This is a genomic window from Streptomyces sp. CBMA291 (assembly GCF_014596525.1).
Lineage (GTDB): Bacteria > Actinomycetota > Actinomycetes > Streptomycetales > Streptomycetaceae > Streptomyces.
Genome location: NZ_MSJP01000034.1, coordinates 34,352 through 58,333, shown reverse-complemented (window position 1 = coordinate 58,333; position 23,982 = coordinate 34,352). Strand labels below are relative to the sequence as shown.

19 protein-coding genes are annotated in these 23,982 nt (G+C 73.5%); 8 read left to right on the top strand and 11 right to left on the bottom strand.

All coding sequences use genetic code 11. The features are described from left to right. Positions 1-46 precede the first annotated feature (46 nt). Entirely contained in the window at positions 47-832 is a 786-nt protein-coding gene (locus BU197_RS09970) for a GNAT family N-acetyltransferase (RefSeq protein ID WP_188267891.1), read from the top strand. Positions 833-979: 147 nt separating this feature from the next. Here BU197_RS09970 and BU197_RS09965 read toward each other — a convergent pair whose 3' ends face one another. The 10 genes from BU197_RS09965 to BU197_RS09920 all read right to left on the bottom strand — a co-directional run bounded on the left by BU197_RS09965 (position 980) and on the right by BU197_RS09920 (position 12,786). Further along, a complete protein-coding gene (locus BU197_RS09965) occupies positions 980-1,876 on the bottom strand; it encodes a pentapeptide repeat-containing protein (protein WP_188267890.1) in 897 nt (298 codons plus the stop codon). A gap of 94 nt (positions 1,877-1,970) precedes the next feature. Beyond that, the gene (locus tag BU197_RS09960) at positions 1,971-3,371 is read right to left on the bottom strand and encodes an MFS transporter (RefSeq protein ID WP_317452131.1); all 1,401 of its coding nucleotides are present in this window, start codon (positions 3,369-3,371) and stop codon (positions 1,971-1,973) included. Beyond that, positions 3,368-4,027, bottom strand: a complete 660-nt coding sequence (locus tag BU197_RS09955; RefSeq protein WP_188267889.1) for a GTP cyclohydrolase II — start codon at positions 4,025-4,027, stop codon at positions 3,368-3,370. The genes BU197_RS09960 and BU197_RS09955 overlap by 4 nt, the downstream gene beginning before the upstream one ends. Next, a complete protein-coding gene (locus BU197_RS09950) occupies positions 4,024-4,848 on the bottom strand; it encodes a PIG-L deacetylase family protein (RefSeq protein ID WP_223183023.1) in 825 nt (274 codons plus the stop codon). Before BU197_RS09950 ends, BU197_RS09955 begins: the two co-directional genes overlap by 4 nt. Beyond that, positions 4,845-6,008, bottom strand: coding sequence for a hypothetical protein (locus BU197_RS09945; RefSeq protein WP_188267888.1), 1,164 nt, complete (start codon positions 6,006-6,008; stop codon positions 4,845-4,847). The genes BU197_RS09950 and BU197_RS09945 overlap by 4 nt, the downstream gene beginning before the upstream one ends. Further along, on the bottom strand, positions 5,998-7,170 hold the full coding sequence (locus BU197_RS09940; RefSeq protein WP_188267887.1) for a glycosyltransferase: 1,173 nt from the start codon (positions 7,168-7,170) through the stop codon (positions 5,998-6,000). The genes BU197_RS09945 and BU197_RS09940 overlap by 11 nt, the downstream gene beginning before the upstream one ends. Beyond that, entirely contained in the window at positions 7,167-8,873 is a 1,707-nt protein-coding gene (locus BU197_RS09935) for a WD40 repeat domain-containing protein (RefSeq protein ID WP_188267886.1), read from the bottom strand. Before BU197_RS09935 ends, BU197_RS09940 begins: the two co-directional genes overlap by 4 nt. A gap of 220 nt (positions 8,874-9,093) precedes the next feature. Then, on the bottom strand, positions 9,094-9,672 hold the full coding sequence (locus BU197_RS09930) for a GNAT family N-acetyltransferase (RefSeq protein ID WP_188267885.1): 579 nt from the start codon (positions 9,670-9,672) through the stop codon (positions 9,094-9,096). A 28-nt stretch (positions 9,673-9,700) separates the two neighbouring features. Then, positions 9,701-10,747: an SAM-dependent methyltransferase gene (locus BU197_RS09925; RefSeq protein WP_317452130.1), complete on the bottom strand. Its 1,047-nt coding sequence runs from the start codon at positions 10,745-10,747 to the stop codon at positions 9,701-9,703. Between the two features lie 401 nt (positions 10,748-11,148). Further along, on the bottom strand, positions 11,149-12,786 hold the full coding sequence (locus BU197_RS09920; RefSeq protein WP_188267883.1) for an acyl-CoA synthetase: 1,638 nt from the start codon (positions 12,784-12,786) through the stop codon (positions 11,149-11,151). A 222-nt stretch (positions 12,787-13,008) separates the two neighbouring features. Between BU197_RS09920 and BU197_RS09915 the strand changes: the two genes are divergently transcribed. The 7 genes from BU197_RS09915 (at position 13,009) to BU197_RS09885 (ending at position 21,556) form a co-directional block, all read left to right on the top strand. After that, positions 13,009-13,809 carry a crotonase/enoyl-CoA hydratase family protein gene (locus BU197_RS09915; protein ID WP_188267882.1) on the top strand — a complete coding sequence of 267 codons (801 nt, stop codon included), beginning with the start codon at positions 13,009-13,011 and terminating at the stop codon, positions 13,807-13,809. Positions 13,810-14,135: 326 nt separating this feature from the next. Beyond that, positions 14,136-15,095: a Zn-ribbon domain-containing OB-fold protein gene (locus BU197_RS09910; RefSeq protein WP_188267881.1), complete on the top strand. Its 960-nt coding sequence runs from the start codon at positions 14,136-14,138 to the stop codon at positions 15,093-15,095. After that, positions 15,092-16,153, top strand: a complete 1,062-nt coding sequence (locus BU197_RS09905) for a thiolase domain-containing protein (RefSeq protein ID WP_188267880.1) — start codon at positions 15,092-15,094, stop codon at positions 16,151-16,153. Before BU197_RS09910 ends, BU197_RS09905 begins: the two co-directional genes overlap by 4 nt. Beyond that, complete coding sequence (locus BU197_RS09900; RefSeq protein ID WP_188267879.1) at positions 16,143-17,312, top strand: thiolase domain-containing protein; 1,170 nt, start codon at positions 16,143-16,145, stop codon at positions 17,310-17,312. The genes BU197_RS09905 and BU197_RS09900 overlap by 11 nt, the downstream gene beginning before the upstream one ends. Positions 17,313-17,761: 449 nt before the next feature. After that, positions 17,762-20,617, top strand: coding sequence for an AAA family ATPase (locus tag BU197_RS09895; protein WP_188267970.1), 2,856 nt, complete (start codon positions 17,762-17,764; stop codon positions 20,615-20,617). Positions 20,618-20,674: 57 nt separating this feature from the next. Then, entirely contained in the window at positions 20,675-21,175 is a 501-nt protein-coding gene (locus BU197_RS09890; RefSeq protein ID WP_024757478.1) for a hypothetical protein, read from the top strand. 15 nt (positions 21,176-21,190) lie between these two features. Further along, complete coding sequence (locus BU197_RS09885) at positions 21,191-21,556, top strand: RNA-binding S4 domain-containing protein (protein WP_188267878.1); 366 nt, start codon at positions 21,191-21,193, stop codon at positions 21,554-21,556. Between the two features lie 64 nt (positions 21,557-21,620). Here BU197_RS09885 and BU197_RS09880 read toward each other — a convergent pair whose 3' ends face one another. Then, on the bottom strand, positions 21,621-23,819 hold the full coding sequence (locus BU197_RS09880) for a terpene synthase family protein (protein ID WP_188267877.1): 2,199 nt from the start codon (positions 23,817-23,819) through the stop codon (positions 21,621-21,623). Positions 23,820-23,982 lie beyond the last annotated feature (163 nt).

The following is a 23,982-nucleotide window of genomic DNA, read 5'->3' as shown; positions in this document are numbered from 1 at the left end:
CGAAACCCGTTGCCGAGCCCTGGCCCCGGCTGCTGAAGTGACCGGCATGGACCCTTGGCATCTCCGCGACCTGTACGACCGGCAGCTGCGCCGGGGCGCCCGCCCCGACGGCCCCGGCTGCCGGATCGAGCACGTCGAAGGCGTCGTACGCCAGACCGGGCCGGAGCACGCCTGGAACGGTGTGCTCTGGTCCGGCCTCGACCCCCGCACCGCGGACCGTGCCATCGCCGCGCAGATCGCGCACTACCGCGCGGAGGGACTGCCCTTCGAGTGGAAGCTGTACGCCCACGACACCCCCGCCGACCTCGGAGACCGGCTCCTCGCGGCAGGCTTCACCGCCGAGGACCCCGAGACCCTGATGGTCGCCGAGGCCACCACCCTCCCGGACCTCTCGCTTCCCGACGGTGTCGAACTCCGCGCGGTCACCGACGAGTCCGGAGTGCGGCAGGTCGTGGAGGTCCACGCGCGGGCCTTCGGCACCGACAGCACCGCCATCGGAGTGCGACTCCTGGAACGGCTCGGCGCCGAACCCGGGGCCGTGCCCGCCGTCGTCGCCCTCGCCGACGGCGAACCCGTCAGCGCCGCCCGCCTCGAACTCCACCCCGGCACCGACTTCGCGGGCCTGTGGGGCGGCGGCACCGTCGAGGGCTGGCGCGGCCGTGGCCTCTACCGCGCGCTCGTCTGCCACCGAGCCCGGATCGCCGCCGCGCACGGCCATCGGTATGTCCAGGTCGACGCGGCCGACACAAGCAGACCGATCCTGCGGAGCCTGGGCTTCCAGGCCCTGACGACCACCACCCCGTACACCCACGCCCCGACGAACACCGTCTAGGCCACCGGCACCCTGACGACCACGACCACGACCACGATCATGACCCCGGGCGCCCGCGCCTCGACGTTCGTCACCCCGCCCCACCACGCCCGGAAGACCATCCGCTCCGGAAGACCGCCCGCTCAGGCCCGGTGCGGCGTTCCGGCGTCAGGCCGTCCAGTGCGCCGGGCGCTCGAACCCCTCCGGGAGGCGGGTCCCTGCGTTCCCGCGCGCCGCGTTGAGCTGGGGCTGCGTAAGGAACAGGGCGCCCGTGAGATCCGCCCCCGACAGGTCGGCGTCCCGCAGGTCGGCGCCGATCAGATCCGTGAGCGACAGATCGGCCCCGGTCAGGTCGGCGGCGATGAGCAGCGCCCCGCGCAGGTCGGTGCCCCGCAGCCGCGCCCCGCGCAGCCGCTTCCCGACGAGATCCGCTCCGCGTCTGCTCTTCGGCTTGCCGCCGGCCGTGGCGCGGACCAGTTCGCTCGTACGCAGCAGCAGCGGGTTCACCTCGGCGCGTACCCCGGGCACGTCCAGCGTCTCCAGCTCGGACGCCGACGCCCCTGTCAGTTCCTCGACCCGGGCGAGCACCGTCCGCAGCTCCGCGTGGACCGGGCGGGCCGCCGGGCGGGCCAGCGCCTCGGTCAGATAGCGCAGCAACTCGTGGAGCTGGCGCACCACATGGAACACGTCGTACATGAGACGCGCGGTCTCCGGTGCCTCGCGCCAGGACACACCGCCGAACGTCACCTGCGAGACCTGCTGTCCGGCGCCGAAGCAGTCGTACACGGTGCAGCCCTGGAAACCGCTCGGCCGCAGCCGGGTGTGGATGCCGCAGCCGAAGTCGTCCCGGAGGTTCCGGCAGGGCTCGCCTGACGCCTTGTTCACGGCGAAGTCGGCCGACTTCGCGAAGGGCAGCGCCACACAGCACAGGCCGAAGCACTGGGCGCAGTCGCCGCGTAGCGCGGATTCCCTGGTCTCGGGCACGGTGAAACGGTTCCTTCGCTGGTCGGGGACGATCGGGCCACCGTACCGCGCGCCCCCGGGATCCGGCCGCGGATATCGCATCGCCGCACCACGGGCACCGGGGGAGTGCCGTGACCGGACCCCCACGCCCAATGCCCGTATGCCCGTATGGCCGTGGCCCGGTGATCTCCGTCCCCTACTCGACCGCCCCCGCCGTGGCCGGTTTCGCGCGGGGCGCCCCCAGGCGTTCCGGCGCCATGCGGCCCGCCAGGTGGTAGCCCAGACCGCCGAGCGCCGTGAGCGCCGCGAGGACGGCCCACAGGACCGGTGTGTGCCGTTCGACCAGGGCTCCGACCAGCGCCGGGCCGGTGATCGCCGACACCGTCCAGGTCAGGTTGACCACCGAGAGGTAGCGGCCCCGGGCCCGACGGGGCGCCACGGTCGCGGACACGGCCGTCATGGCGGGGGTCGCCGTCATCTGCCCGAAGGTGAAGAGGACCACGGCCACGTAGACCAGACCCACCCCCGCGCCCTCTCCGGCCACCGGCAGCAGCGCGAGCAGTGCGACGGTACCGAGCATCAGTCCGGCGCCCCGCACGATGACGCGGCTGCGCCGGACCATGGCCAGCCGGGCGGTGAGCGTGGACTGCGCCACCACGATCAGCAGGGCGTTGAGCGTGAGCGCGGTCGAGGGCAGCCAGGCAGGCAGCCCCCGCACCTCCACCAGATAGACCGGCAGCACCGTGGTGGGGACCAGCCAGGCGAAGACGAACACGGTTTGCGCCCCGATCAGCAGGAAGACCGTCCGGTCGCCCAGCAGGGACCGCCAGCCTCCCGCCCCGTCGGCTTCCCGGCCAGAGCCCCCGGACCCGGACCCGGACCCGTCCCCGCCCCTGCTGCCGTCCCCGCCGCCCGTACCCCGCCCGTCCTCCGGCTCCCCGGCCCCTCCGGCAGCACCCGTCAGGGCGGCGGAGACGGACACCCGGCGGCCGGGAAAGGCGAAGAGCAGCGCCGTGACGGCGCTGGTGACCGCGTTGAGCAGCACGATCAGGACGGCCGCGCCGGACCAGCCGCTGGCCAGCAGGGCGCCGCCGGCCGCACCGCCGAGACCCACGCTCGCGTTCTTCCCGGCGGCGGTGAACGCGTACCACCGGTCGAGTTCCTCGCCCTGTGCCATGTCGGCCACGAACGCGGGCCAGGACGCCCAGTACATGCGCTCCGCGCACAGCACGACGAAGAGCACGGCGACCAGCGAGACCTGGCTGTCGACCAGCAGGTAGCAGAGGTATCCGCCCGTCGCGAGGATGTTGTTGGCGACGAGGGACGCCTTGGGGCCCCAGCGGTCCACGGCGCTTCCGGCCAGTGGGGCCACCGGGACGGACAGCAGGGTCGCCAGACTCGTCCCGTACCCCACCTGCTGCACCGTCAGATCGGTGGTGAGGAGGAAGAAGAGGAAGTTCAGCGGGATGAACATGCCCACGCCGAAGGAGTCGAGCGCCGTCGCGGCGACGATCCGGCCGTTGCCGGACAGGCGCGGGACCCCCAGACGGTCGGCCAGCCGGCTCCTCCCGGAGCGGGAAGCGGGCGGACCGCTCACCTCAGCTCCGCGTCGGGCAGTTCGATCCGGTGCCCCGCCACCCTCTGCTTGGCCAGCAGATAGCTCCGGTTGCTGCTCCGGACGAACGCCCCGGTGGAACGGGTGGAGCGCACGTCCACCCCGCTCTCGATCAGCTGCCGCGCCTTGTCCGGGTTGTTGGTGAGGAGCTGGACGGAGGGGACGGCAAGCGCGGCGAGCATCTGGGCGGCCGGCCGGTAGTCCCGCAGGTCGTCGTCGAAGTTCAGCTCCCGGTTGGCCTCGAAGGTGTCCAGACCCCGGTCCTGGAGGATGTACGCGTCCAGTTTGTTGTACAGACCGATGCCCCGGCCCTCCTGGCGCAGGTAGAGCAGGATGCCCCCGTGCGCGGCGAGGAGGGTCAGGGCCTCCCTGAGCTGGGGCCCGCAGTCGCAGCGCCCGGAGCCGAACACGTCGCCGGTGAGGCACTCGGAGTGCACCCGCACCAGCGGGACGTCCTGCTGCCGCTCGCCGAAGACCAGGGCGATGTGCTCGCGGCCGTCCACGAGCCCGGTGAAGCTCATCATCCGGGCCGTCACCGTGCCCGCCCCGGTCTCGACCGGCACCGGCACATCGGCCCGGACCACGCCGGGCCGCAGCGGGGCCAGGGGTTCGGCGGGCGTCGGAATCGTGCTGCTCATGCGTCTCTTCCTCCATGCGGCGAAGTCGGTCTCGTGTGCGGGGAGCCGGTGCTCACCGGCTCCCATCGGGTGGTGGGGAGCGTCCACCCGTACTCGCGCCCCAGGTTGGCGGGGGTGAGCAAGGTGCCGTAGGTCTGCCGGTCGAGTTCGGGGACCTGTGTGCGATGGCAGCGCACCGCGCGCTCCTTGGCGGCCACCGCCTCCTCGGACAGGACCCGCAGCCGGGGCCTGGCGAGGTCTTCGGGAGCACCGGGAAAACGCGCGCCGAACCACTCGGTCAGCGCCACCGGATCCTCGTTGTGCCAGGTGAACCCCGCGTAGGTGCCCCGGGCGCGGTGCCGGTTGCTCATGGCGAAGAGCTGGTACGGGTACTCGGCGTAGAGGCCCACCTCCGGGGCCCGTCCGGCGGCGGCGAGTTCACGGCAGGCCGCGAGACCGGTGTCGCGGACCGCGAGGTGGTCGGGGTGGTCGCCGATACCGGCCGGCAGCCACACCTCCCCTGCGCGGTCGATCCGTTCCCGCATCCGCTCGCGCAGTGCCCCGGTGTCCAGGGGACCCGGCCGGTACTGGCCGTCGAGCACGGGCCAGGGGTCGAGCCGTACCCCCGTGCCCGCGTAGGCTGCCGAGTCCTCGTCGAGCCGTTCGAGGGCGAACGCGCGGGAGCTGTGCGCCCCGAGCCGCTCGTCCCAGGGGGCGAGATAGGCGGGGTCCTCGGGCACTCCGGCGAAGACGGTGACGACCTCGCCGCCGGACCGGAGCGCGCCGAAACAGGAGAGCACCACGTCGTCGGCGTGGGGCGAGAACAGCAGGACGGCGGTCATCTCTCCTCCAGCGTCAGCGGATGGGACCAGATCAGGGACGCGCGGGGGAGGGCAGCGAGTCGTGCGGGGGCGAGCGGGGCCGGGCGGCCGTGGTCCGCGCGGTCCTGGAGACCTGCCAGGAGCCCGTCCTCGGCGAGACCGACGAGCGGCGCCACCTGGTGCACCGCCCACAGCCGCAGGTCGGCGCGGTCGGCCGTGCCCCCGAGGACCAGGCTGCGCAGACAGAGCCGGACCAGGTCGGGGGAGCCGGGGGCGGATCCGGCCGGGGTGTGCAGGGCCATGAGGTAGGCGGCGTACCAGATCTCCTCGCACAAGGCGGCGAAGCCGCTCGGCGCGCGGACCGCCGCGACGGCCCGCGCGCAGCGCCGCCGCCCGCGCCCGTCGAGGCCGGTCGCCCGCAGATAGCCCTCGCGGGAGAGCCAGCGGGGGGCGTCCGCGCCGGGCAGGACCACATGGACCCGGCCCTTGAACAGGTGGACGAGGACGTCGGACGGGGGCGCCACCGGGCCCGAGGGGGCGGCCCCGGCTGCGGTGTCGTCGGCGAACAAGGTGGCGTGCCGGGGGCCGTACACGTCGTTGCCGACCAGGCTCGTCCCGTCGGTGTGCTCCACCCAGTGCGGTACGGAGACCAGCGCCCGGCGCCCGCGCCGGGCGAGTTCGCGGGCGATGACGGCGTCGTCGGGTTCGCCCCCGGCGGGGTCCTCGGGGACGGCGGCCAGGAGCGCCTCCACATCGGCGCGGGGCAGGACGAGGGCCAGGGTGGGGGTCCATTCCCCCGGTACGGCGGGGACCCAGGAGGCGCCTTGGAGGGCAGCCGCGCGGGTGGCCGCGCCGTTCCAGGAGTTCCAGTTGGCGTACAGGGCGAGAGGCGTGTCGGGGAACTCCCGTACGGCGTGGGCGACCTGGACGGCGAAGTCCCGGCAGGGCACGACGTCGTCCTGGAGCACGACGTGATGGGTGGCGTCCTTCGCCATCGCGGCCCACGCGGCCCGTGCGGTCCGCAGGACGCCGGGTCCGGCCTCGGGCCGGGGGTCGACGACCACCGAGGTTCCCCAGAGGGGCAGCGAGGCCGCGAGCCGGGCTGCTTCCTCCCGTCGGCGCGGATGGGTCATCACCGCGCCGCTGACCACGGCCGTGGACGTGGCGCTGTCAGCCGGCACGGTGTCCCCCTTCCGGCGCTTCGGCGTTCTCCCGTGTCCCGGTGGGGGTCTCGTCCCCGTCGCGGACGCTGTGCCAGCCCCGCTCGCCCCTGGCCCACTCGTACAGGGCGAGGTAGACGGCGAGGGAGCCGAGGAGGTGCCAGGGGACGACGAGGGCCCAGCCGGTCGCGTCGGCACGGCGCCGGTAGGCCGGGTCGCGGCGGGCGCCCAGGACGCAGGCGGCGTCGGCGAGGAGCAGGGCGAGCGCCGCCGGGCGCAGCGCGGGCACGGCGACGGCGCCCGCGCAGCACACCGGCAGTGCGGCCCGCGCGGCGAGCGAGCCGACCGTGACGGCGCCGAGCAGCCTTCCCCTCGCCGGGAGATCGGGCCAGTTCACGGCCACCGCCCGCAGCTGCCCCCGGGTCCAGCGGGCCCGTTGGCGCAGCGCCGCGAGGGGGCGTTCGGTGGCGGAGACCCGGGAGGCCGAGGGGAGGAAGCCGGTCGCCACGCCGGTGCCCATGAGGCGCAGGGACCAGTGGTAGGACTCCTCCACGTCGTCCGACCGCACGGGGCGGACCAGGTCCCAGGTGGCGGCCCACGCGTAGACGGAGCTGCCCGCGACGACGTGGACTCCGGCGAGCCGTTTCAGACCGCGTACCGAGGCGTGCCACACGGCGTCCTCGGCCGCCTTGGCGCGGGCGGCGAGACCGGCGCCCGGTTCGCTGATCTCCTCGGCCTGGACGAGGGCGTGGCCCTGTTCGAGCGCAAGGACGGCCTCGGCCGCCTGTCCGGGGGCGGGCACCACGTCGGCGTCGAGGATGCCGATCACCTCGCCGTCGGCGTACGGGAAGGCGTGGTTGAGCGCCGCGCCCTTGGGGCTCATCTCCGGCAGACGGAGCAGCCGCCAGTCGACGCCGGGCCGCCGGTGCGCGGCCATCGCGGCGCTCGCGCGGGCCGCGTCGAGGTCGCCCGCCTCGCCCGCCTCGACGAGCCAGAGGACCTGGAGCAGCCCGTCCGGGTAGTCCAGGGCGGCGACGGCGCGGGCCGAGCGCGCGAAGGTGGCGGCGCTCTCCCGGTAGAGCGGGGTCAGCAGGGTCAGACGCCGGGTGGGCCGCCAGTGCGACGGCACGTCCGTCACCGCGTGCGGGTGCAGGGGCGCGGTCGGCACCAGGAGATCGGTCATCGGGCGGCCCGTGACGCGTCGGGCGCGACCTCGTGGACGGCTCCGTCGTAGGAGGAGGCGAGGAAGACGCCCCGGTCGGTGTCGTAGGCGAGGGAGGAGATGCCCGCCGTGGTCGGACGGACGTCGGCCGACCAGTCGCCGGTCTCCCGGTCGTAGACCGTGACGCGCCCGTTGTACGCGCCGATGGCGATGTGCCGGCCCTGGTCGTCGGCGCTGACGCACTTGAGGGAGTGGCGGTGCGGGGTGGGCACTTCGGTACGGGTGAAGTCCGGGCTCCACAGGCGCAGGACGAGGTCGCGGGAGACGCTGGCGAACCAGCCGTCGCCCAGGCCCACACAGCCGTTGGCGATCATTCCGTGGGCCTGTGCGAGGTGGTGCCGCTCGGTCAGGTCCTCGGTGTCGTGCCAGGCGGCGCCGCCGTCCGCAGAGACGGAGAAGAGCAGGTCGCCGGAGACCGCGACGCCCTTCACGGCGTTGGAGTGCAGGGGGACGTCCCGGATGTGCTCCAGGGTGCCTTCGGGAGTCTCGGCCAGGACGACGCCCTCGCCGGTGTACGCCCCGACCACGACGTGCCGCCTGCCCTCACGGGTGAAGGAGGCCGCGCAGTTCAGCGGGGAGCGGTGCTGGTGGACCGGGGTGCCGGTGGGCGCGTCGAAGACGGTGCCGAGCTGTCCTCCCGTGACGACGGTGCCGCCGACGGGCGTGAGGAAGTTGCAGAGGCTGCCCTGTTCGGCGCGGACCTCGCCGTCGCGCCACAGGGTGCCCGCGTCGCCGATGGTGTACGTGGCTCCGCCGTGCGTGGTCACGGCGTTGAGCCCCCAGGTGGGGGCGACGGGGTCCTCGCTCCAGAGGCCCTTGGCGAAGTCGTAGCGGTGGTAGCTGTCGCCGAAGGTGCCGAAGACGATCTCGGAGCCCGCCGCGAAGGCGCAGGTGCGGGGCCAGACGACGGGCGGCAGGGCGACGCTGTCGCGCAGCTGCGGGGAGTCGGCCGACACGTCCCACAGGCGCATGGTGCGGTCGTAGCTCAGGGTGATGAGCAGTCCCCGGTCCTGGCCGAGGACCACCCGCTTGATCCCGGCGTCGTGGGCGGGTACGTGGCGCCGTTCGCCGCCCCGGATGACGATCAGTTCGCCCTCGTCGTTCCCGGCGTAGACCGTGCCGTCCCCGCCGATGGCGACGGTGTCGGTCTCCACGCCGCCGAGGTCCAGGTCCTCGACGAGCCCGCCGGTCGCCAGGGACCAGCGCTTGATGGTCCCGTCGTCGCTCGAACTGATGAGTTCGCCGCCGTCGTGGCTCCACTCCACCGAGATCACGTCGGCCGTGTGCCCGGCGAAGACGTGCAGGAGGTCGCCGGAGAAGTCGAAGACCCGCACGCGGTGGTCGCGGGAGGCGGTGGCCACCTTCTCCTCGGAGGGGTGGAAGACGGACATCTCCACGTCGTCCTCGTGGTGGCCGAGGACCGCGCGCAGCCGCAGCTCGGGAACCGACCAGAGCCGGGCGCTGTAGTCGCTGGAGGAGGTGACCAGGAATCTGCCGTCCGGGCTGAAGGCGCACTGGTTGGCGAGGTGGTCGTGGGTCACCCGGGCGAGCGGGACCCGGGTGCGCTGATCCCAGAGGATGACATGGTTGTCGTATCCGGCGGTGGCGACATAGGTGTCCCCGTGGGTGGCGACACCGCTGATGGGGCTGGAGTGGCGGATCACGGCTGTGGTTCCCTTCGTTGGGCGCGGTGGGCTCGTACGGGGAAGATCACGCGGGTTCCGGGGAAGGTCGTACGGGTTCGGGGAGGCGCGCGGGTTCCGGGAGGCGCACGCGGCTTCGGCCGGGGCGCGGGGATCCGGGGAGGGCGCAGGGGATCCGGGAAGGATCACACGGGCCCCGGACGATGCGGGCAGGACCGGACGGGCCCCGGGCGGACGCGGGTCAGAGTTCGCTGCCGTCGCGCTCGACCGTGGAGCCGGTCGGCCAGTCCGCGCCGCTGCGGAGCCCCACGGGGAGGATCAGCGGGTGGGCGGTGGTGACGACGGCGGTCAGCTCGTCCTCGGGCTCGTAGTGCCGGGTGGCGACGCCCTCCAGCCGGTGCCAGCCGACCGACTGGTAGTAACCGAGCACGCTGTCGTGACAGTTGAGGTAGCCGAACGGCACGTCGAGCCCGGTCAGACACTCCTCGATCCGCTCCGCGAGCAGCCGCCCCACGCCGGTGCCCTGGTGGTCGGGGGCGACGGCGACGAGACCGACCTCGCCCACCAGCTGGTCCCGGTCCCCGACACGGAGGAACCGGCGCAGGATTCCGGCGTGTGCGACGGGGCGCCCGTCCCGCCAGGCGGTGACACGGCGCTCGGGACGGGCTCCGGCCCAGCTGCGGCCCTCGGTGAACTGGTCCGTGGTGTAGGGGAAGGACTCCCTCAGGAGCCGGTGCAGGGCGTGGTGCAGGTCGGCCGTGACCTCGTTCTCCGGCCGGTGGTCCCAGAGGAGGGTGTCGCGCGGGGGTGCGGGGGACACGGCGGTTCCTTTCGGGAGGGGGAGGGGATCAGGCCCGGCGGTAGACCAGTCCGACACTTCCCCTTTTCCGCTGATAGGCGACACCGGGCACCAGGAAATCCATGCGGGGTGCCACGAGAGTGCGCTCTCCGGTCAGCCTCCATTCATCTCCGCCGGGTCCGGAGAACCAGGGCCGTACGGAACTCTCGATGAATTCGGGTGAGGAGGTGAGCAGCAGTAGATCGGTGGGGAGGCCGTGGACCACGGAAATATCGTCCAGGTAGTAGAGGATTTCGGCGAGGAGATAGGCGTCGGCGGGAAAGCGATGCTTTTCGGCGAGTTCTTCCACGGTGTCGGGCGGTATGTCGGCGCCGTCGAGGCGCCGGGAGAGCCTGCGCCGGAACTCGTCGTGCGGCTCGGTCGGGATCACGGTGAGGCCCGTCGCGCGGAGCGGGGCGGTCAGCGCCCCCTCGCAGGCGCCCGGCTCCACGACGGTGAAACCGGTGCCGCCCAGCGTCTCGCGGACCCAGTCGCGGGTGGCGTCGAGCCGGTCCCGTTCGTACGCCGAGGTGTCGAGCCCCCAGGGGTCGGCCGGTACGCGGACCTCGCCCAGCGGGGCGTAGAGCAGGTAGTAGAGGTGCTCCGCCTGACGAGGGGTGATGCCGAAGAACCGCTCGCAGGAGGCGACGGTGGCGGTGGTGACCCGCTGTTCCTCCCCGTCTCCGGCCAGCAGGTGCGGCGGGAGGCTGTTGAGGGCGTCCAGTTTGGCGTTGAGCTGCCGCCCGTCCAGGGGGTGAGCGCGGTCGACGACGAACTGGGAGTGGCCGGCGTGCCCGACCGCGTGCCGGATGGGCCGCCCGTCCGCCGCGCGGGCCGCGAGGAGTCCGGAGCGGGCCTGGGGCGCCCGCCAGTCGGCGGGGTTGTGGGCCCACCACATGGCGTCCCGCTCCCACCCTGACGCACGGTCCGGCACCTCGGGCGGCCCGGCGGGGCCCGAGGGGCCCGCCTCGCGCAGCAGGATTCCCGCGCGTTTCTCCAGCGGCCCGGGGGGAAGGTCGATTATTCGGCCTCCGTGCCCGGTCAGCACGATGCGCACGTTCTCTTCCGGTGAATCCAGAATGCTTGTGAATTCACTGAGGACATCGACCACGGAATGAGCTAGAACGGTATGCAAAGCTACCCCTGTCGCCCCACTCTGGACCCAGCCCAGACTATAGGCACACTCCTGATTCGAAGTAAAGGACGCGATCATAGGGTCCGCGCGGGAGAATGGCACATTCATACCTCTTCGCTCGCCCCCGGGTCCGGGCCGTTCCGGCGGGGCGGCGGAGGCTTATCGAAGCGTTCCTTCGATACATCGCGCAGGCGGCGGGGAGGGCGGGTGTCCCGGCGGGCCGTCGCGAGGGGTCCGGCGCGGGACGCGACAAGGCCACCACCCCGTGCGAGGTGGTGGCCGGTTCGTCGTGGGTCCGCTCCGCGCGGACCCGTCCGGGGGCGCTACCCCGCCTTCCGCTCCGCCGCGTCCGCGTCCACCGCCACCGTGCGGGCCCAGCGGTAGTCCGCCTTGCCGCTGGGGGAGCGCTGGATGCTCTCGGTGAGGACCAGCTGGCGCGGGACCTTGTACCCCGCGAGGCGCGGACGGCAGTGGTCCTGGAGCGCCGCCAGGTCCAGCGGCTCGGCGTCCGCGCGGAGTTGGACGACCGCGGCGACGTGGTTGCCCCAGCGGGCGTCGGGCACCCCCGCGACGAGCGCGTCGTACACGTCGGGGTGCGCCTTCAGGGCCTGCTCCACCTCTTCCGGGTAGACCTTCTCGCCACCGGTGTTGATGCACTGGGAACCGCGTCCGAGAACGGTGACCACGCCGGACGCGTCCACCGTCGCCATGTCCCCGAGGAGCACCCACCGCTGCCCGTCCCGCTCGAAGAAGGTCTCGGCGGTCTTGGCCGGGTCGTTGTAGTAGCCGAGCGGCACATGGCCGCACTGGGCCAGACGCCCGGTCCCGCCGGGGGCGACGGGCGCGCGCGTCGCCGGGTCGACGACCCGGGTGCGCTCGTTGACGTACAGCCGGAAGCCCTTCGCCGGACCCGAGTCCTCGGTCGCGCGCCCATTGGAACCGGACTCGGTGGAACCGAAGTTGTCGAGGAGCAGCACGTGCGGCATCAGCTCCTGGAGCTGGGTCCGTACGGTCGCCGACATGATCGCCCCGGACGAGGACAGGGTGAGGAGCGCGGACAGGTCCGTGTCCGCGCACGGACCGCGCAGCGCGTCCACCAGCGGACGGAGCATCGCGTCCCCGACCAGGGAGATGCTGGACACCCGCTCCTTCTCCAGGGTCCGCAGCACCTCCTCGGGGACGTACTTGCGGTGCAGGACGACCCGCTGCCCGTAGTCGAAGGCGATGAAAGCGGTCAGCGTGGAGGTGCCGTGCATCAGGGGAGGCACGGGGAAGAAGGTGAGCCCCGAGCCTCCGGCGGCGACCCGCTCGGCCAGTTCCTCCGGGCGCTTGACGGGGTTGCCGGAGGGGTCGCCGCCGAAGAGCCCCGCGAAGAACAGGTCCTCCTGACGCCACAGCACGCCCTTGGGCATCCCGGTGGTGCCGCCGGTGTAGATGACGAAGAGGTCGTCGCCCGAGCGGGGACCGAAGCCGCGTCCGGGCGAACCGGCCGCCTCCGCCTCGGCGTACGGCACGCAGCCGAGTCCGGGGGAGCCCTCGGGCGGTAACCCCACGCGCACGAGATGCCGCAGCCGCTCCGTCCGCGGCAGCGCCGCCGCGACCCGGTCGGTGAACTCGGCGTCGAAGACCAGGGCGGCCAGATCGGCGTCCCGGTAGAGGTAGGCCAACTCCTCTTCGGTGTAGCGGTAGTTCACGTTCACCGGCACGATCCGCGCCTTGAGGCAGGCGAGCACGGTCTGCACGTACTCGATCCCGTTGTAGAGATGGAGCCCCAGATGCTCGCCGGGGCGTACGCCCGCGTCGAGGAGGTGGTGGGCCACGCGGTTGGCCGCCGCGTCGAGTTCCGCGTAGGTGAGCCGGCGTTCCTCGCCCGTGCCGGGCTGGTCGACGTACACCAGTGCCTCGCGATCGGGGACCACGTCGACCACCGATTCGAACAGGTCGGCAAGGTTGTACTCCACTGTTCCTCCTGACCCGGGCTCGTCCCGACTCGTACGGGTGCGCGGTGGCTCGGCGGTCATTAGAGCGCCGACCGCCGGAGGGCGGAAGGGGAAGCGCCGAAGAATCTGACTGCCTGTCAGAAAACTATTGAACTGGGACCCCCGCTCCTGCAACCTGTTCCGGAACCGGAGACGGCAGGCCCCTCATGGGCGGCCCTCCGGAACTGGAGACGGGAGGCCCCCATGGGCGGCACCGAACACCTCAGCGTCCGGCGCGAAGGCGCCACGCTCGTCCTCACCCTGAACCGGCCCGAGGCCAGGAACGCGCTGTCGCTGCCGATGCTCGTCGGCCTGTACGACGGCTGGCTCGAAGCCGACGCCGACGACCGCGTCCGCTCGGTCGTCCTCACCGGAGCGGGCGGCTCCTTCTGCGCCGGAATGGACCTCAAGGCCCTGGCCGGAAACGGCATGGCGGACCAAGGCCACCGGGACCGGCTCACGGCCGACCCCGATCTGCACTGGAAGGCGATGCTCCGCCACCACCGCCCGCGCAAACCCGTCATCGCCGCCGTCGAGGGGTACTGCGTCGCGGGCGGCACCGAGATCCTCCAGGGCACCGACATCCGTGTCGCGGGAGCCTCCGCCACCTTCGGGCTCTTCGAGGTCCGGCGCGGACTCTTCCCCATCGGCGGCTCCACCGTGCGGCTGCCCCGCCAGATCGCCCGGACCCACGCCCTCGAAATGCTCCTCACCGGCCGCCCCTACAGCGCGCAGGAGGCCGCCCGCATCGGACTCGTCGGCCGCGTCGTCCCCGACGGCACCGCCCTGGACACCGCGCTCGACCTCGCCGAACGCGTCAACGCCTGCGGCCCGCTCGCCGTCGAGGCCGTCAAGGCATCCGTCTACGAGACGGCCGGGATGCCCGAGGAAGAGGGCCTGGCCGCCGAACTGAAGCGGGGCCGGCCGATCTTCGACACGGCGGACGCGAAGGAGGGCGCACGGGCCTTCACGGAGAAACGCCCGGCGATTTTCCGACGCGAGTGAACGACCACCCCGGCCCACGCGCCCCACCTGATCACGCCCAGGCCCGCGCGCTCCCCGGGCCTGCGCGCGCCCCACCCCCCGACCCACGCACCCCCCCGGGCCTGTGAGTCCCTCCCGCCCGCGCGCCACCCCGCCCCACCTCGGCCCGCGCACCCCACTCGTCACACCCCGGCCCCATGCGCCCTACCCCCCCCACGCTCCGGCCCGCGCCCCCCTCCATCCCGGGCCCACGCACCCCTCCACCCCGGCCCGTGCTCCACCCCGCCCCGGCCCGTGCGCTCCACCCCCCCCACGCCCCGGACCCCACCTCCTCAAGGAGCCCGCCCATGCCCCCCGCTCCACCGCCGCAGCCCCTCAGCGCCCCCCTCGTCGTCGAGTTCCCCTTCACCCGCTCCCTCGGGCCCGTCCAGTCCGCCTTCCTCACCGGGCTGCGCGAGCGGACCGTGCTCGGCATCCGGACCAGCACCGGCGAGGTCCTCGTCCCGCCCGTCGAGTACGACCCCGCCACCGCCGAGGAACTGCGCGACCTCGTGGAGGTAGCCCCCACCGGCACCGTCACCACCTGGGCCTGGAACCCCGCCCCCCGCCCCGGCCAGCCCCTCGCCACCCCCTTCGCCTGGGTGCTCGTCCGCCTCGACGGCGCCGACACCGCCTTGCTGCACGTCCTCGACGCCCCCGGCCCGGAGACCGTCCGCACCGGGACCCGGGTCCGGATCCGCTGGGCCGCCGCACGCACCGGGGCCATCACCGACATCGCCTGCTTCGAGCCCTACGACAGCGACCCCGTCGCCGAGCCGCGCCCCCACGAAGGACGCTTCGACGAACCCGTCACCGGCATCGTCACCCCCGCCCGCCTCGACTACACCCACACCCCCGGCCGGGCCCAGAGCCGCTACCTCCAGGCCCTCGCCGAGCGCCGCGTCGTCGGCGAACGCTGCCCCTCCTGCGCCCAGGTGTACGTCCCTCCCCGAGGCGCCTGCCCCACCTGCGGCGTCGCCACCACCGACCCGGTCGAGGTCGGCCCCCGGGGCACCGTCACCACCTTCTGCGTCGTCAACATCAAGGCCCGGGGCGCCGACATCGACGTGCCGTACGTCTACGCCCACATCGCCCTCGACGGCGCCGGACTCGCCCTCCACGGACGCGTCGGCGGCATCCCCTACGACGAGGTCCGCATGGGCCTGCGGGTCGAGCCCGTCTGGACCGAGGACGCCCGGTACCCCGACCACTACCGGCCCACCGGCGAACCCGACGCCGACTACGACGCCTACAAGGAGCTGCTGTGAGGCCCGTACGCGAGGTGGCGATCGTCGCCTTCGCCCAGAGCGACCACCGGCGGCGCACCGACGACCTCTCCGAGGTCGAGATGGTCATGCCCGTCCTCCACGAGGTCCTCGGAGCGACCGGACTGCGGGCCGCCGACATCGGCTTCACCTGCTCCGGCTCCTCCGACTACCTCGCCGGACGGGCCTTCTCCTTCACGATGGCCCTCGACGGCGTCGGCGCCTGGCCGCCGATCCCCGAGTCCCACGTCGAGACGGACGGCGCCTGGGCCCTCTACGAAGCCTGGGTCAAGCTGCTCACCGGCCAGGCCGACACCGCACTGGTCTACGCGTACGGGAAATCCTCGCCCGGCTCCCTCCGCGACGTCCTGACCCGCCAGCTCGACCCCTACTACCTGGCGCCCCTCTGGCCCGACTCCGTCGCCCTCGCCGCCCTCCAGGCCCAGGCCCTCCTCGACGCGGGCGAAACCGACGAGCGCGCCCTCGCGGACATCGCCGCCCGCAGCCGCGCCGACGCCGCCGGAAACCCCCACGCCCAACTCCGCGGCCCCCACCCCCGGGGCGACCGGCTCGTCGGCCCCCTGCACACCGGGGACTGCCCGCCCATCGGCGACGGAGCCGCCGCCGTCGTCCTCGCCGCCGGGGACCGGGCCCGCGCCCTGTGCGCCCGCCCCGCCTGGATCAGGGGCATCGACCACCGGATCGAGGCCCACTCCCTCGGCGTCCGCGACCTCACCCGCTCGCCCTCCACCCGCCTCGCCGCCGAACGCGCGGGAGCCTTCGAACGGCCCGTGGACACCGCCGAACTCCACGCGCCCTTCACCTCCCAGGAAGTCGTCCTGCGCGAGGCCCTCGGCCTCGGCGACGAGGTCCGGATCAACCCCTCCGGCGGAGCGCTCGCCGCCAACCCCGTCATGGCCGCCGGACTGATCCGGCTCGGCGAGGCCGCCGCACGCGTCCACCGAGGCGCATCCGACCGGGCCCTCGCACACGCCACCTCGGGCCCCTGCCTCCAGCAGAACCTGGTCGCCGTCCTGGAAGGAGAGCCGCATGTCCGCTGAGGAACCCGTGGCCGTCGTCGGCATCGGCCAGACCAAGCACGCCGCCGCCCGCGGGGACGTCTCGATCGCCGGACTCGTCCGCGAAGCCGCCGTCCGCGCCCTCGCGGACGCCGAACTGGACTGGGCCGACGTCGACGCCGTCGTCATCGGCAAGGCGCCCGACTTCTTCGAGGGCGTCATGATGCCGGAGCTGTACCTCGCCGACGCGCTCGGCGCGGTCGGCAAACCCCTGCTCCGGGTCCACACGGCGGGCTCGGTCGGCGGCTCCACCGCCCTCGTCGCCGCCCAGCTGATCGCCGCCCGGGTCCACCGCACCGTCCTCACCCTCGCGTTCGAAAAACAGTCCGAGTCCAACGCCATGTGGGGCCTCTCGCTGCCCGTCCCCTTCCAGCAGCCGCTGCTCGCCGGCGCCGGAGGCTTCTTCGCCCCGCACGTCCGCGCCTACATCCGCCGCACCGGCGCCCCCGACACCATCGGCTCCCTCGTCGCGTACAAGGACCGGCGCAACGCCCTCAAGAACCCCTACGCCCACCTCCACGAACACGACCTCACCCTGGAGAGGGTCCAGGCATCCCCGATGCTCTGGGACCCCATCCGCTACTCCGAGACCTGCCCCTCGTCCGACGGCGCCTGCGCGATGGTCCTCACCGACCGGACGGGCGCGGCCCGCTCGCCCCGCCCGCCCGCCTGGGTCCACGGCGGGGCGATGCGCAGCGAACCCACCCTCTTCGCGGGCAAGGACTTCGTCTCCCCGCGCGCGGGCCGGGACTGCGCCGCCGACGTCTACCGGCAGGCGGGCATCACCGACCCGCGCCGCCAGATCGACGCCGTCGAGATGTACGTGCCGTTCTCCTGGTACGAACCGATGTGGCTGGAGAACCTCGGCTTCGCCGAGGAGGGCGAGGGCTGGAAACTCACCGAGAGCGGAGCCACCGCACTCGAAGGAGACCTCCCGGTGAACCCCTCCGGCGGCGTCCTCTCCACCAATCCCATCGGCGCCTCCGGAATGATCCGTTTCGCCGAAGCGGCCCTCCAGGTACGCGGAGCGGCGGGCGCCCACCAGGTCGACGGCGTCCGCAGGGCCCTCGGCCACGCCTACGGAGGCGGCGCCCAGTTCTTCGCCATGTGGCTCGTCGCGGACACCCCGCCCACCGGCTGACCCCACCGCGAACAGCCCTCCGCGACGGGCTCGGACGGCCACCCGGCGCATACCGCACCCACACGGCCCACGAGATCGTCGAAGGTCGGCTGCACGATTGCCCGTCACAGCCCCCGCCAACCGGCGTACGCTGGGGTTTTCACGGGGCCACCGCCGGGCACACCAGACCGTGCGCCCGGCGTGCGCCCCCGGTGTGGGGGTGGAGAGTGGTACAGCAGGACGGCCGGACGGCCCATCAGGGGCTCGGCCTGTTCGAACGGGAAGCGGCGCTCGACGCGGCAGAGGAGGCACTCGACCTCCTCACCGGTCTCGCCGCCGACCCGTCCTGGCCCGACCGCGCTCCCGCACCCCGCGAGAGCCACAGCCCCCACCTCGTCGCCCTGCCGGGCCTCGGCCACGACGACACCCGGCCACGCACCGGAGCCGTCCGCCCCACCGGCGAAGGCCCCCTGACCGGAACCCGCTTCGGCCCCGGCCGGCTCCCCGGCACCGAGGCAGGCGAGCACCCGCCGGGCGCCCGTCGCGGCGGCGTCCTCGCCTACGCCGCGCCCACCGGACTCGGCAAGACCGCCCTCCTCGCCGAGATACGACGCCGTGCCGCCGCCCGCGGTTGCACCGTCCTCTCCGCCCGGGGCGGCGAACAGGAACAGCGGGTCGCCTTCCACGTCGCCCGCCAGCTCCTCCAGCCCCAACTGGCCCACGCCACCGACGCCGAACTCCGCGAACGGCTCGGCTCCTGGTACGACATCGTCGGCCCCGCCCTCGGCCTGCGCGCCCCCACCGAAGGCTCCCCGCCCGACCCGCAGGGCCTGCGCGACGGACTCGATTGGGTCCTCACCCACCTCGCCGTCCGCCGCGCACCCCTGGTCGTCGTCCTCGACGACGTCCACTGGGCCGACCCCGAATCCCTCGGCTGGCTCGCCGCGTTCGCCCCGCGCGCCGAGGAACTGCCCATGCTCCTCGTCGTCGCCTACCGGCCCGACGAGCTGCCCGAGGAAGGCGCCGAGTTCGCCGGCCGCAGATCGGGACAGCGGCCCCTCGGGCTCGCCCCGCTCACCGCCGCCGCCGTCACCCGGCTCGTCCGCGACCAGGTCGGCGCCCACGCCGAGGACGCCTTCTGCCACGACTTCTGGACGGTCACCTCCGGCAACCCCTTCGAAGCCGTCGAACTCGCCGCCAAGGTCCGCGACCACGGACTCGAACCCACCGCCGCCGCGGCCCCCGCCCTGCGCGACCTCGCCGCAGCCCTCAAGGGCACCGGACTCGTCACCCGCCTCGAACGCCTCGGCCCCGCCACCGTCCGCCTCGCCTGGGCCTGCGCCGTCCTCGGCACCCAGATCTCGCCCCAGCTCGCGGGAGCCGTCGCCGGACTCGGCGGCGAGGAGGTCGCCGAATGCGCCGCCCGGCTCCGCGAGGCCCGCGTCCTCGCCGAGGCCGAACACCCCGAGGGCCCGCTCCAGTTCACCCACCCGCTCATCGCCACCACCGTCTACCGCTCCATCTCCGCCGCCACCCGCGTCGCCCTGCACGGCCAGGCCGCCTGGTGCGTCGTCGACGCGGGCCTCGGCCCCACCGCGGCCGCCCGCCACCTCCTGGAGACCCACCCCGAGGCCGACCCCTGGGTCGTCCAGCAACTGCGCGCCGCCGCCGGACAGACCCTCCGTGCGGGCGCCCCCGACGCGGCCCGCCGCTACCTCGCCCGCGCCCTGCGCGAACCACCCGCCACCGAGGACCGGGCCGGAGTCCTCTACGAACTGGGCTGCTCCTCCCTCCTCACCGAACCCGTCACCACCGTCAACCATCTGCGCGCCGCCCTGGAAGAGCCCATCGCCGACCCGGCGCTGCGCCACGGCATCGTCTACCGGCTCGCCCAGGTCCTCGCCCACAGCGACCGGCTCGTCGAGGCCTCCGAACTCCTCGGCCACGAGGCCGGACGGGCCACCGACGCCCGCAGCCGTCTGCGGACGCAGGCCGAGAAGTTCATGTGGGACGCCCTGCGCGCCGACGAACCCGAATCGCCCGCCAGGTCCCGCCGCCTCGCGGCCCTCGCCGACCGGCTCACCGGCCGCGACGTCACCGAGCGGTACATCATCGGACTGCGCGCCTGGGACGCCACCCTGCGCGCCGAACCCGCCTCGGTCGCCCTCCGGCACGCCGAGCGCGCCCTGGAAGGCGGCCTGAGCTGGGCCGACGAGAGCCGAGGCTTCGAGGTCCCGGTCCTCGTCGCCCTTCTCCACCTGTACGCCGACCGGCCCGGACGCGCCGAGGAACTCTTCGCCGCAGGAACCGCCGAATTCGAGAAGCAGGGCTGGCGCGGAGCCCACCTCGCCTTCGCCTACACCCTCATCGGCTACATCCGCTTCCGGCGCGGCCGCCTCATGGAGGCCGAGGACTTCGCCCGCGCCGGACTCCGTCTCGCCGAGCGCGTCGGCGCCCGCACCCCGGCCCTCTGGTACGCGACCGGCGTCATGATCGAGGTCCTGATCGCCCGCGGCCGTACCGACGAGGCCGAGCGGGTCGCCCGGGACCACGACTTCGGCGAACCCTTCCCCGCCGCCGTCACCATCCCCGACTGCGAGACCGTCCACGCCGAACTGCTGCTCGCCACCGGACGCACCGATGAGGCCGCCGCCGAGCTGGCCGCCGTCGGCCGACGGCTCGACCCGCGCGGCAAGCGCAACCCCTCCTGCTGCCCCTGGCAGCTCCACCTCGCCCTCGCCGAGGCGGCCACCTCCCCGGCGAAAGCCCAGGCCACCGCCCACGAGGCCGTCCTCAGGGCCCGCCAGTACGGCGCGCCATCCGGGATCGGCCAGGCGCTCAGGGTGGCCGCCGAGGTCTCCGAGGGACCCGAGCGGATCAAGCTCCTGGAGGAGTCCGTCGACTGGCTCGACCAGTCACCGGCCGCGTACGAGCTGGCCCGCTCCCTCGTCGGCCTCGGCGCGGCCCTGCGCCGCACCGAGCGGACCGCCGAGGCCTCCGAACATCTGTACCGGGGTCTGGAGACCGCCCAGGACTGCGGCGCCGACGCCCTCGTCGAGACCGCGCGAGCCGAACTCGCGGCGGCCGGACTGCGCCCCCGGGCCCTCCACCCGGCGGGTACGGACAGGCTCACCGCGCGGGAGCGCGCGGTCGCCGACACGATCGCCCGCGACGAGGACGCGGCCGCACTCTTAGGGCTCGACACGAACGAGGTCGCCCGCCTCCTCTCGGCCGTCTACCGCAAGCTCGGCACCGACCGCACCGGCCTCGCACAGGCCCTGCGGAACACCGGAGGGGAGCCCGAGGAGTCCGAGGGGCAGAGCTGAGCGCCGGAGCCGCCCGGCGCGCGTCGCGGCGCGCGCCGGGGCACGTACCATGGCCGTATGTCCTTCCTCCGCCGCCGCAGCGCCGCCACTCCCGCGGGCCCGGACTTCGACGTCCTGGCCATGGACCCGGGGGACTGGCCCGGCAACCTCGGCGCCGGTCTGCTGCCCGCGCCCGACGGCTCCTGCCAGGGCGTCTTCCTCCGGTACGACCTCTTCGGCGGCCGGGGCCCCGCGATGATCATCGGCAATCTGCCGGAGGGCTCCCCGGCCCGTGAGCTGGCGGACGGCCAGATTCCCTTCGAGGTGGCCCAGCTTCTCGCCGCCCTGGAGAACGACGAGCCGGTCGAGGTCCTCGACACCGAGGACGTGCCCGTGATGCAGGGGGACAACCTCCTCATCGTGCGCCGCCTCAAGCTCTCCGAGAGCCGTATCTCCTGCGTCCAGTTCGACCGCAGCGACAACGTCCTCGTGACGATCGCCAGTTGGGACCGGCCGATCACCGACGACCTGTACGCGCTCCTGAAGCCGCTGCCCGCCGAGCTGTTCCAGCAGGGCTGACGGGAGGCGGGGCCGATGAGCGCGCGCGTCGACAGCTGGATCTGGGCGGTCCGCCTCACCAAGACCCGCTCGCAGGCGGCCGCCGCCTGCCGGGCGGGCCACGTCAAGGTCAACGGGGAGCGGGCCAAGCCCGCCCAGGCCGTGAAGCCCGGCGACGAGGTCCGGGTCTTCCACGGCGGCCGGGAGCGGATCGTCGAGGTCAAGGAGCTGCACACCAAGCGGGTCGGCCCGCCGGTGGCCGCCGAGGCGTTCGTCGACAACAGCCCGCCCCCGCCGCCGCGCGAGCACGTCGCCGTCGCGGCGGTCCGCGACCGGGGCACGGGACGCCCCACCAAGCGCGACCGGCGCGAACTCGACGAACTGCGCGGCCGCCACGCCTGACCCGCTGGGCCCGTACACAGGGGGCCGCTCCCGGAACCGTCCGGGAGCGGCCCCTTCGCCCGTCTCAGCGCCGGGTGGACCCGATGAGCGCGCCCACCCGGACCGCCGAGGTACCCAGACCCGAGGGGCCCCGGCCCACCAGCGGGGTGCCGCTGCCCGCGTGGACGTCCCCCGCTCCGTAACGCCGGACCTTCCGGTGCCAGTTGAGGATGCCCGCGAGCCAGTCCTCCAGCTCCCGCAGATACGCGGCGAAGACCGCCCGGCCCTCGGCGTCCAGCCCGTACTCCGCGAGCAGCAGCGGGACCTCACGCCCCTTCAGGTGCTCGTACTGGCGCAGTCGGCCCCGCATCAGGTCGTGGACCATCTCCACGGCCGTCGGATAGGCGCAGCCGAAGAAGGTCTGGATCACCAGGACGCCGTTGTGGACCTCGCCCTCGACCTCGACCTCCTTCTGGTACGAGAAGAGGTCGTTGATCAAGGCCCCGTAGTCCATGATCGCGTTCTCCAGGGCGCGTACGGTCCCGGAGCGCAGCAGCCCGGCCGGCAGTGCGTCGGTGTGCCGCAACCGGGACATCAGCATGGTCAGTTCGCACCCGAAGGTGCTGCGGCGCATCTCGATGTAGTCGACCGGGTCGGGCACCCGGTGCTGGGCCTGGTTGTGCAGCTCCCACAACCAGCTCTCCAGCATGACATCGAGCGCGTACCGCAGCCGGGCGCGGGACTCCGGCACCATGGGGCCCGCCGTCCGGGCCCAGAGGTCGGCGAGCGAGCGTTCCAGCGGGTTCCCGGCGTGCGCGGCCCCGGCGGCCGGATCGTCCGTCGGCAGACAGGCCTTGAACCGCTCGGTCTGCTCCCGCGCCCCGGCGAGGTCCCGCGTCCGGCCGAAGACGAAGGGGTAGTAGTCGTCCCCGTAGGTCCCCCAGGTCAGCCACTCGGCGCTCAGCTCCAGCTCCTCCAAGGTGGCGTCCGGGTCGAGCCCGGCCGAGCAGAGCGCCAGGTCGAAGCCCTCGGCGAGCGGCCGGTCCCAGAGGTCGTCCAGCAGGCCGAACCCCTCGGCCCAGTCCAGCGAACGCCGTCGGGCCTCCTCGTGGTGGGGGCTGACCGTCAGCGGGTAGGGCAGGTCGAACTCCGGCAGCAGGGAGGGCCCGACGTGCCGGTGCGGCACATGGGTGAGGGTCCGCAGCCGGGCCGCGGCCGGACGCCCGAAGAAGGTGCGGACACCCAGCTCACCGGCGCCGACGGCCCCGCCGGAGAGCGGCCCTCCGGTGGTCAGGCCCTCGTTCATGTACCGGCTGGAGCGCAGATGCCACTCGTGGCCGCCGGACTGCCAGTCCTGGAGCCCCTTGGCGTAGGCGGCGACCGCCGCGCACTCGGCCGTGTCGAGTCCCCGCTCCACGGCGAGCCGGGGCACCTCGGTCAGCGCCGTGTTCTCGAACTGCTGGACCCGGGAGGTCAGCAGGTCGTTGACGGCGTCCGCCGCCTGCTGGGTCGTACAGCCGAGGAAGCGCTCAAGGACGAGCACGCCATTGCTGTTCTCGCCCTCGTCCTCCACCTCCCGCTGGTACGAGAAGAGGTCGTTGCGCAGATGGACGGCGTCCGAGAAGGAGTCCCTGAGCACCCGCAGCGGCCGGGACCGGGCCACCCGGGCGGGGAGTTCGGCGCCCGCCGCGTACTCGACAAGTCCGGCGGACCAGGGCGCGCCGCCGACCTTGCGGCGCATCTCGATGTATTCGAGGGGGTTGGAGACCCGTCCGTCGTTGATGTTGTCGAGTTCCCACAGGGACTCGTACAGCAGGTGCTCGGTGGCCTCGGCGAAGCGGGTCCGCCAGCCCTCCGACATGGCGGGGACGGTGCGCCGCCAGAGGTCGGCGAGCCCCGCCTCCACGGGGTTGAGCGGCTCGGGCATGCCCCCGGCCGGATCGGCGGGCATGAAGAGCGGCAGCCGGTCCAGATGCGCCTTGCCGCCCGGCCGGTCCTGGGTGCGCTTGAACAGCTCAAGGAAGTGGTCGTCGAAGAAGAACACCCAGGTGTACCAGTCCGTGACGAGGTCGAGGGCGGCCGCGTCGCAGTCGGGGTGGGTGTAGGAGCAGAGCAGCGCGTAGTCGTGGGCGTCGAGGTCCGCCTGCTCCCAGACGCCCGAGCCCTCCAGCATCCCCGTCTCCCGCGCCCACTCCCGGGTGTGGACGCGGGCGGTCTCCAGATGGGGATTGAGCCGTGCCGGGTACGGGACGTAGAAATCCGGCATGACGAAGGGCTGAGGCATGTGCGGAAGGGCCTTCCGGTGAACGGGTGCTGATTGTCCGGCCCACCTTTACCCGTAGCTCCCGCGCCACACATGACCTCTTGAATAGTCCTATGAACGCCGGTGTGAGGGGTGGCAGACACGGCAGCCCGCCACCCCTCGCGGCCATGCGGTCGCCTCTCCC

What these genes read in the sequence shown, in the direction of transcription:
- BU197_RS09955 (WP_188267889.1), bottom strand. Translation starts at nt 4,027, where the DNA reads ATGAGCAGCACGATTCCGACGCCCGCCGAACCCCTGGCCCCGCTGCGG.
- BU197_RS09950 (WP_223183023.1), bottom strand. Translation starts at nt 4,848, where the DNA reads ATGACCGCCGTCCTGCTGTTCTCGCCCCACGCCGACGACGTGGTGCTC.
- BU197_RS09890 (WP_024757478.1), top strand. Translation starts at nt 20,675, where the DNA reads ATGTCCTTCCTCCGCCGCCGCAGCGCCGCCACTCCCGCGGGCCCGGAC.
- BU197_RS09915 (WP_188267882.1), top strand. Translation starts at nt 13,009, where the DNA reads ATGGGCGGCACCGAACACCTCAGCGTCCGGCGCGAAGGCGCCACGCTC.
- BU197_RS09900 (WP_188267879.1), top strand. Translation starts at nt 16,143, where the DNA reads ATGTCCGCTGAGGAACCCGTGGCCGTCGTCGGCATCGGCCAGACCAAG.
- BU197_RS09885 (WP_188267878.1), top strand. Translation starts at nt 21,191, where the DNA reads ATGAGCGCGCGCGTCGACAGCTGGATCTGGGCGGTCCGCCTCACCAAG.
- BU197_RS09970 (WP_188267891.1), top strand. Translation starts at nt 47, where the DNA reads ATGGACCCTTGGCATCTCCGCGACCTGTACGACCGGCAGCTGCGCCGG.
- BU197_RS09910 (WP_188267881.1), top strand. Translation starts at nt 14,136, where the DNA reads ATGCCCCCCGCTCCACCGCCGCAGCCCCTCAGCGCCCCCCTCGTCGTC.
- BU197_RS09965 (WP_188267890.1), bottom strand. Translation starts at nt 1,876, where the DNA reads ATGCGATATCCGCGGCCGGATCCCGGGGGCGCGCGGTACGGTGGCCCG.
- BU197_RS09940 (WP_188267887.1), bottom strand. Translation starts at nt 7,170, where the DNA reads ATGACCGATCTCCTGGTGCCGACCGCGCCCCTGCACCCGCACGCGGTG.
- BU197_RS09880 (WP_188267877.1), bottom strand. Translation starts at nt 23,819, where the DNA reads ATGCCTCAGCCCTTCGTCATGCCGGATTTCTACGTCCCGTACCCGGCA.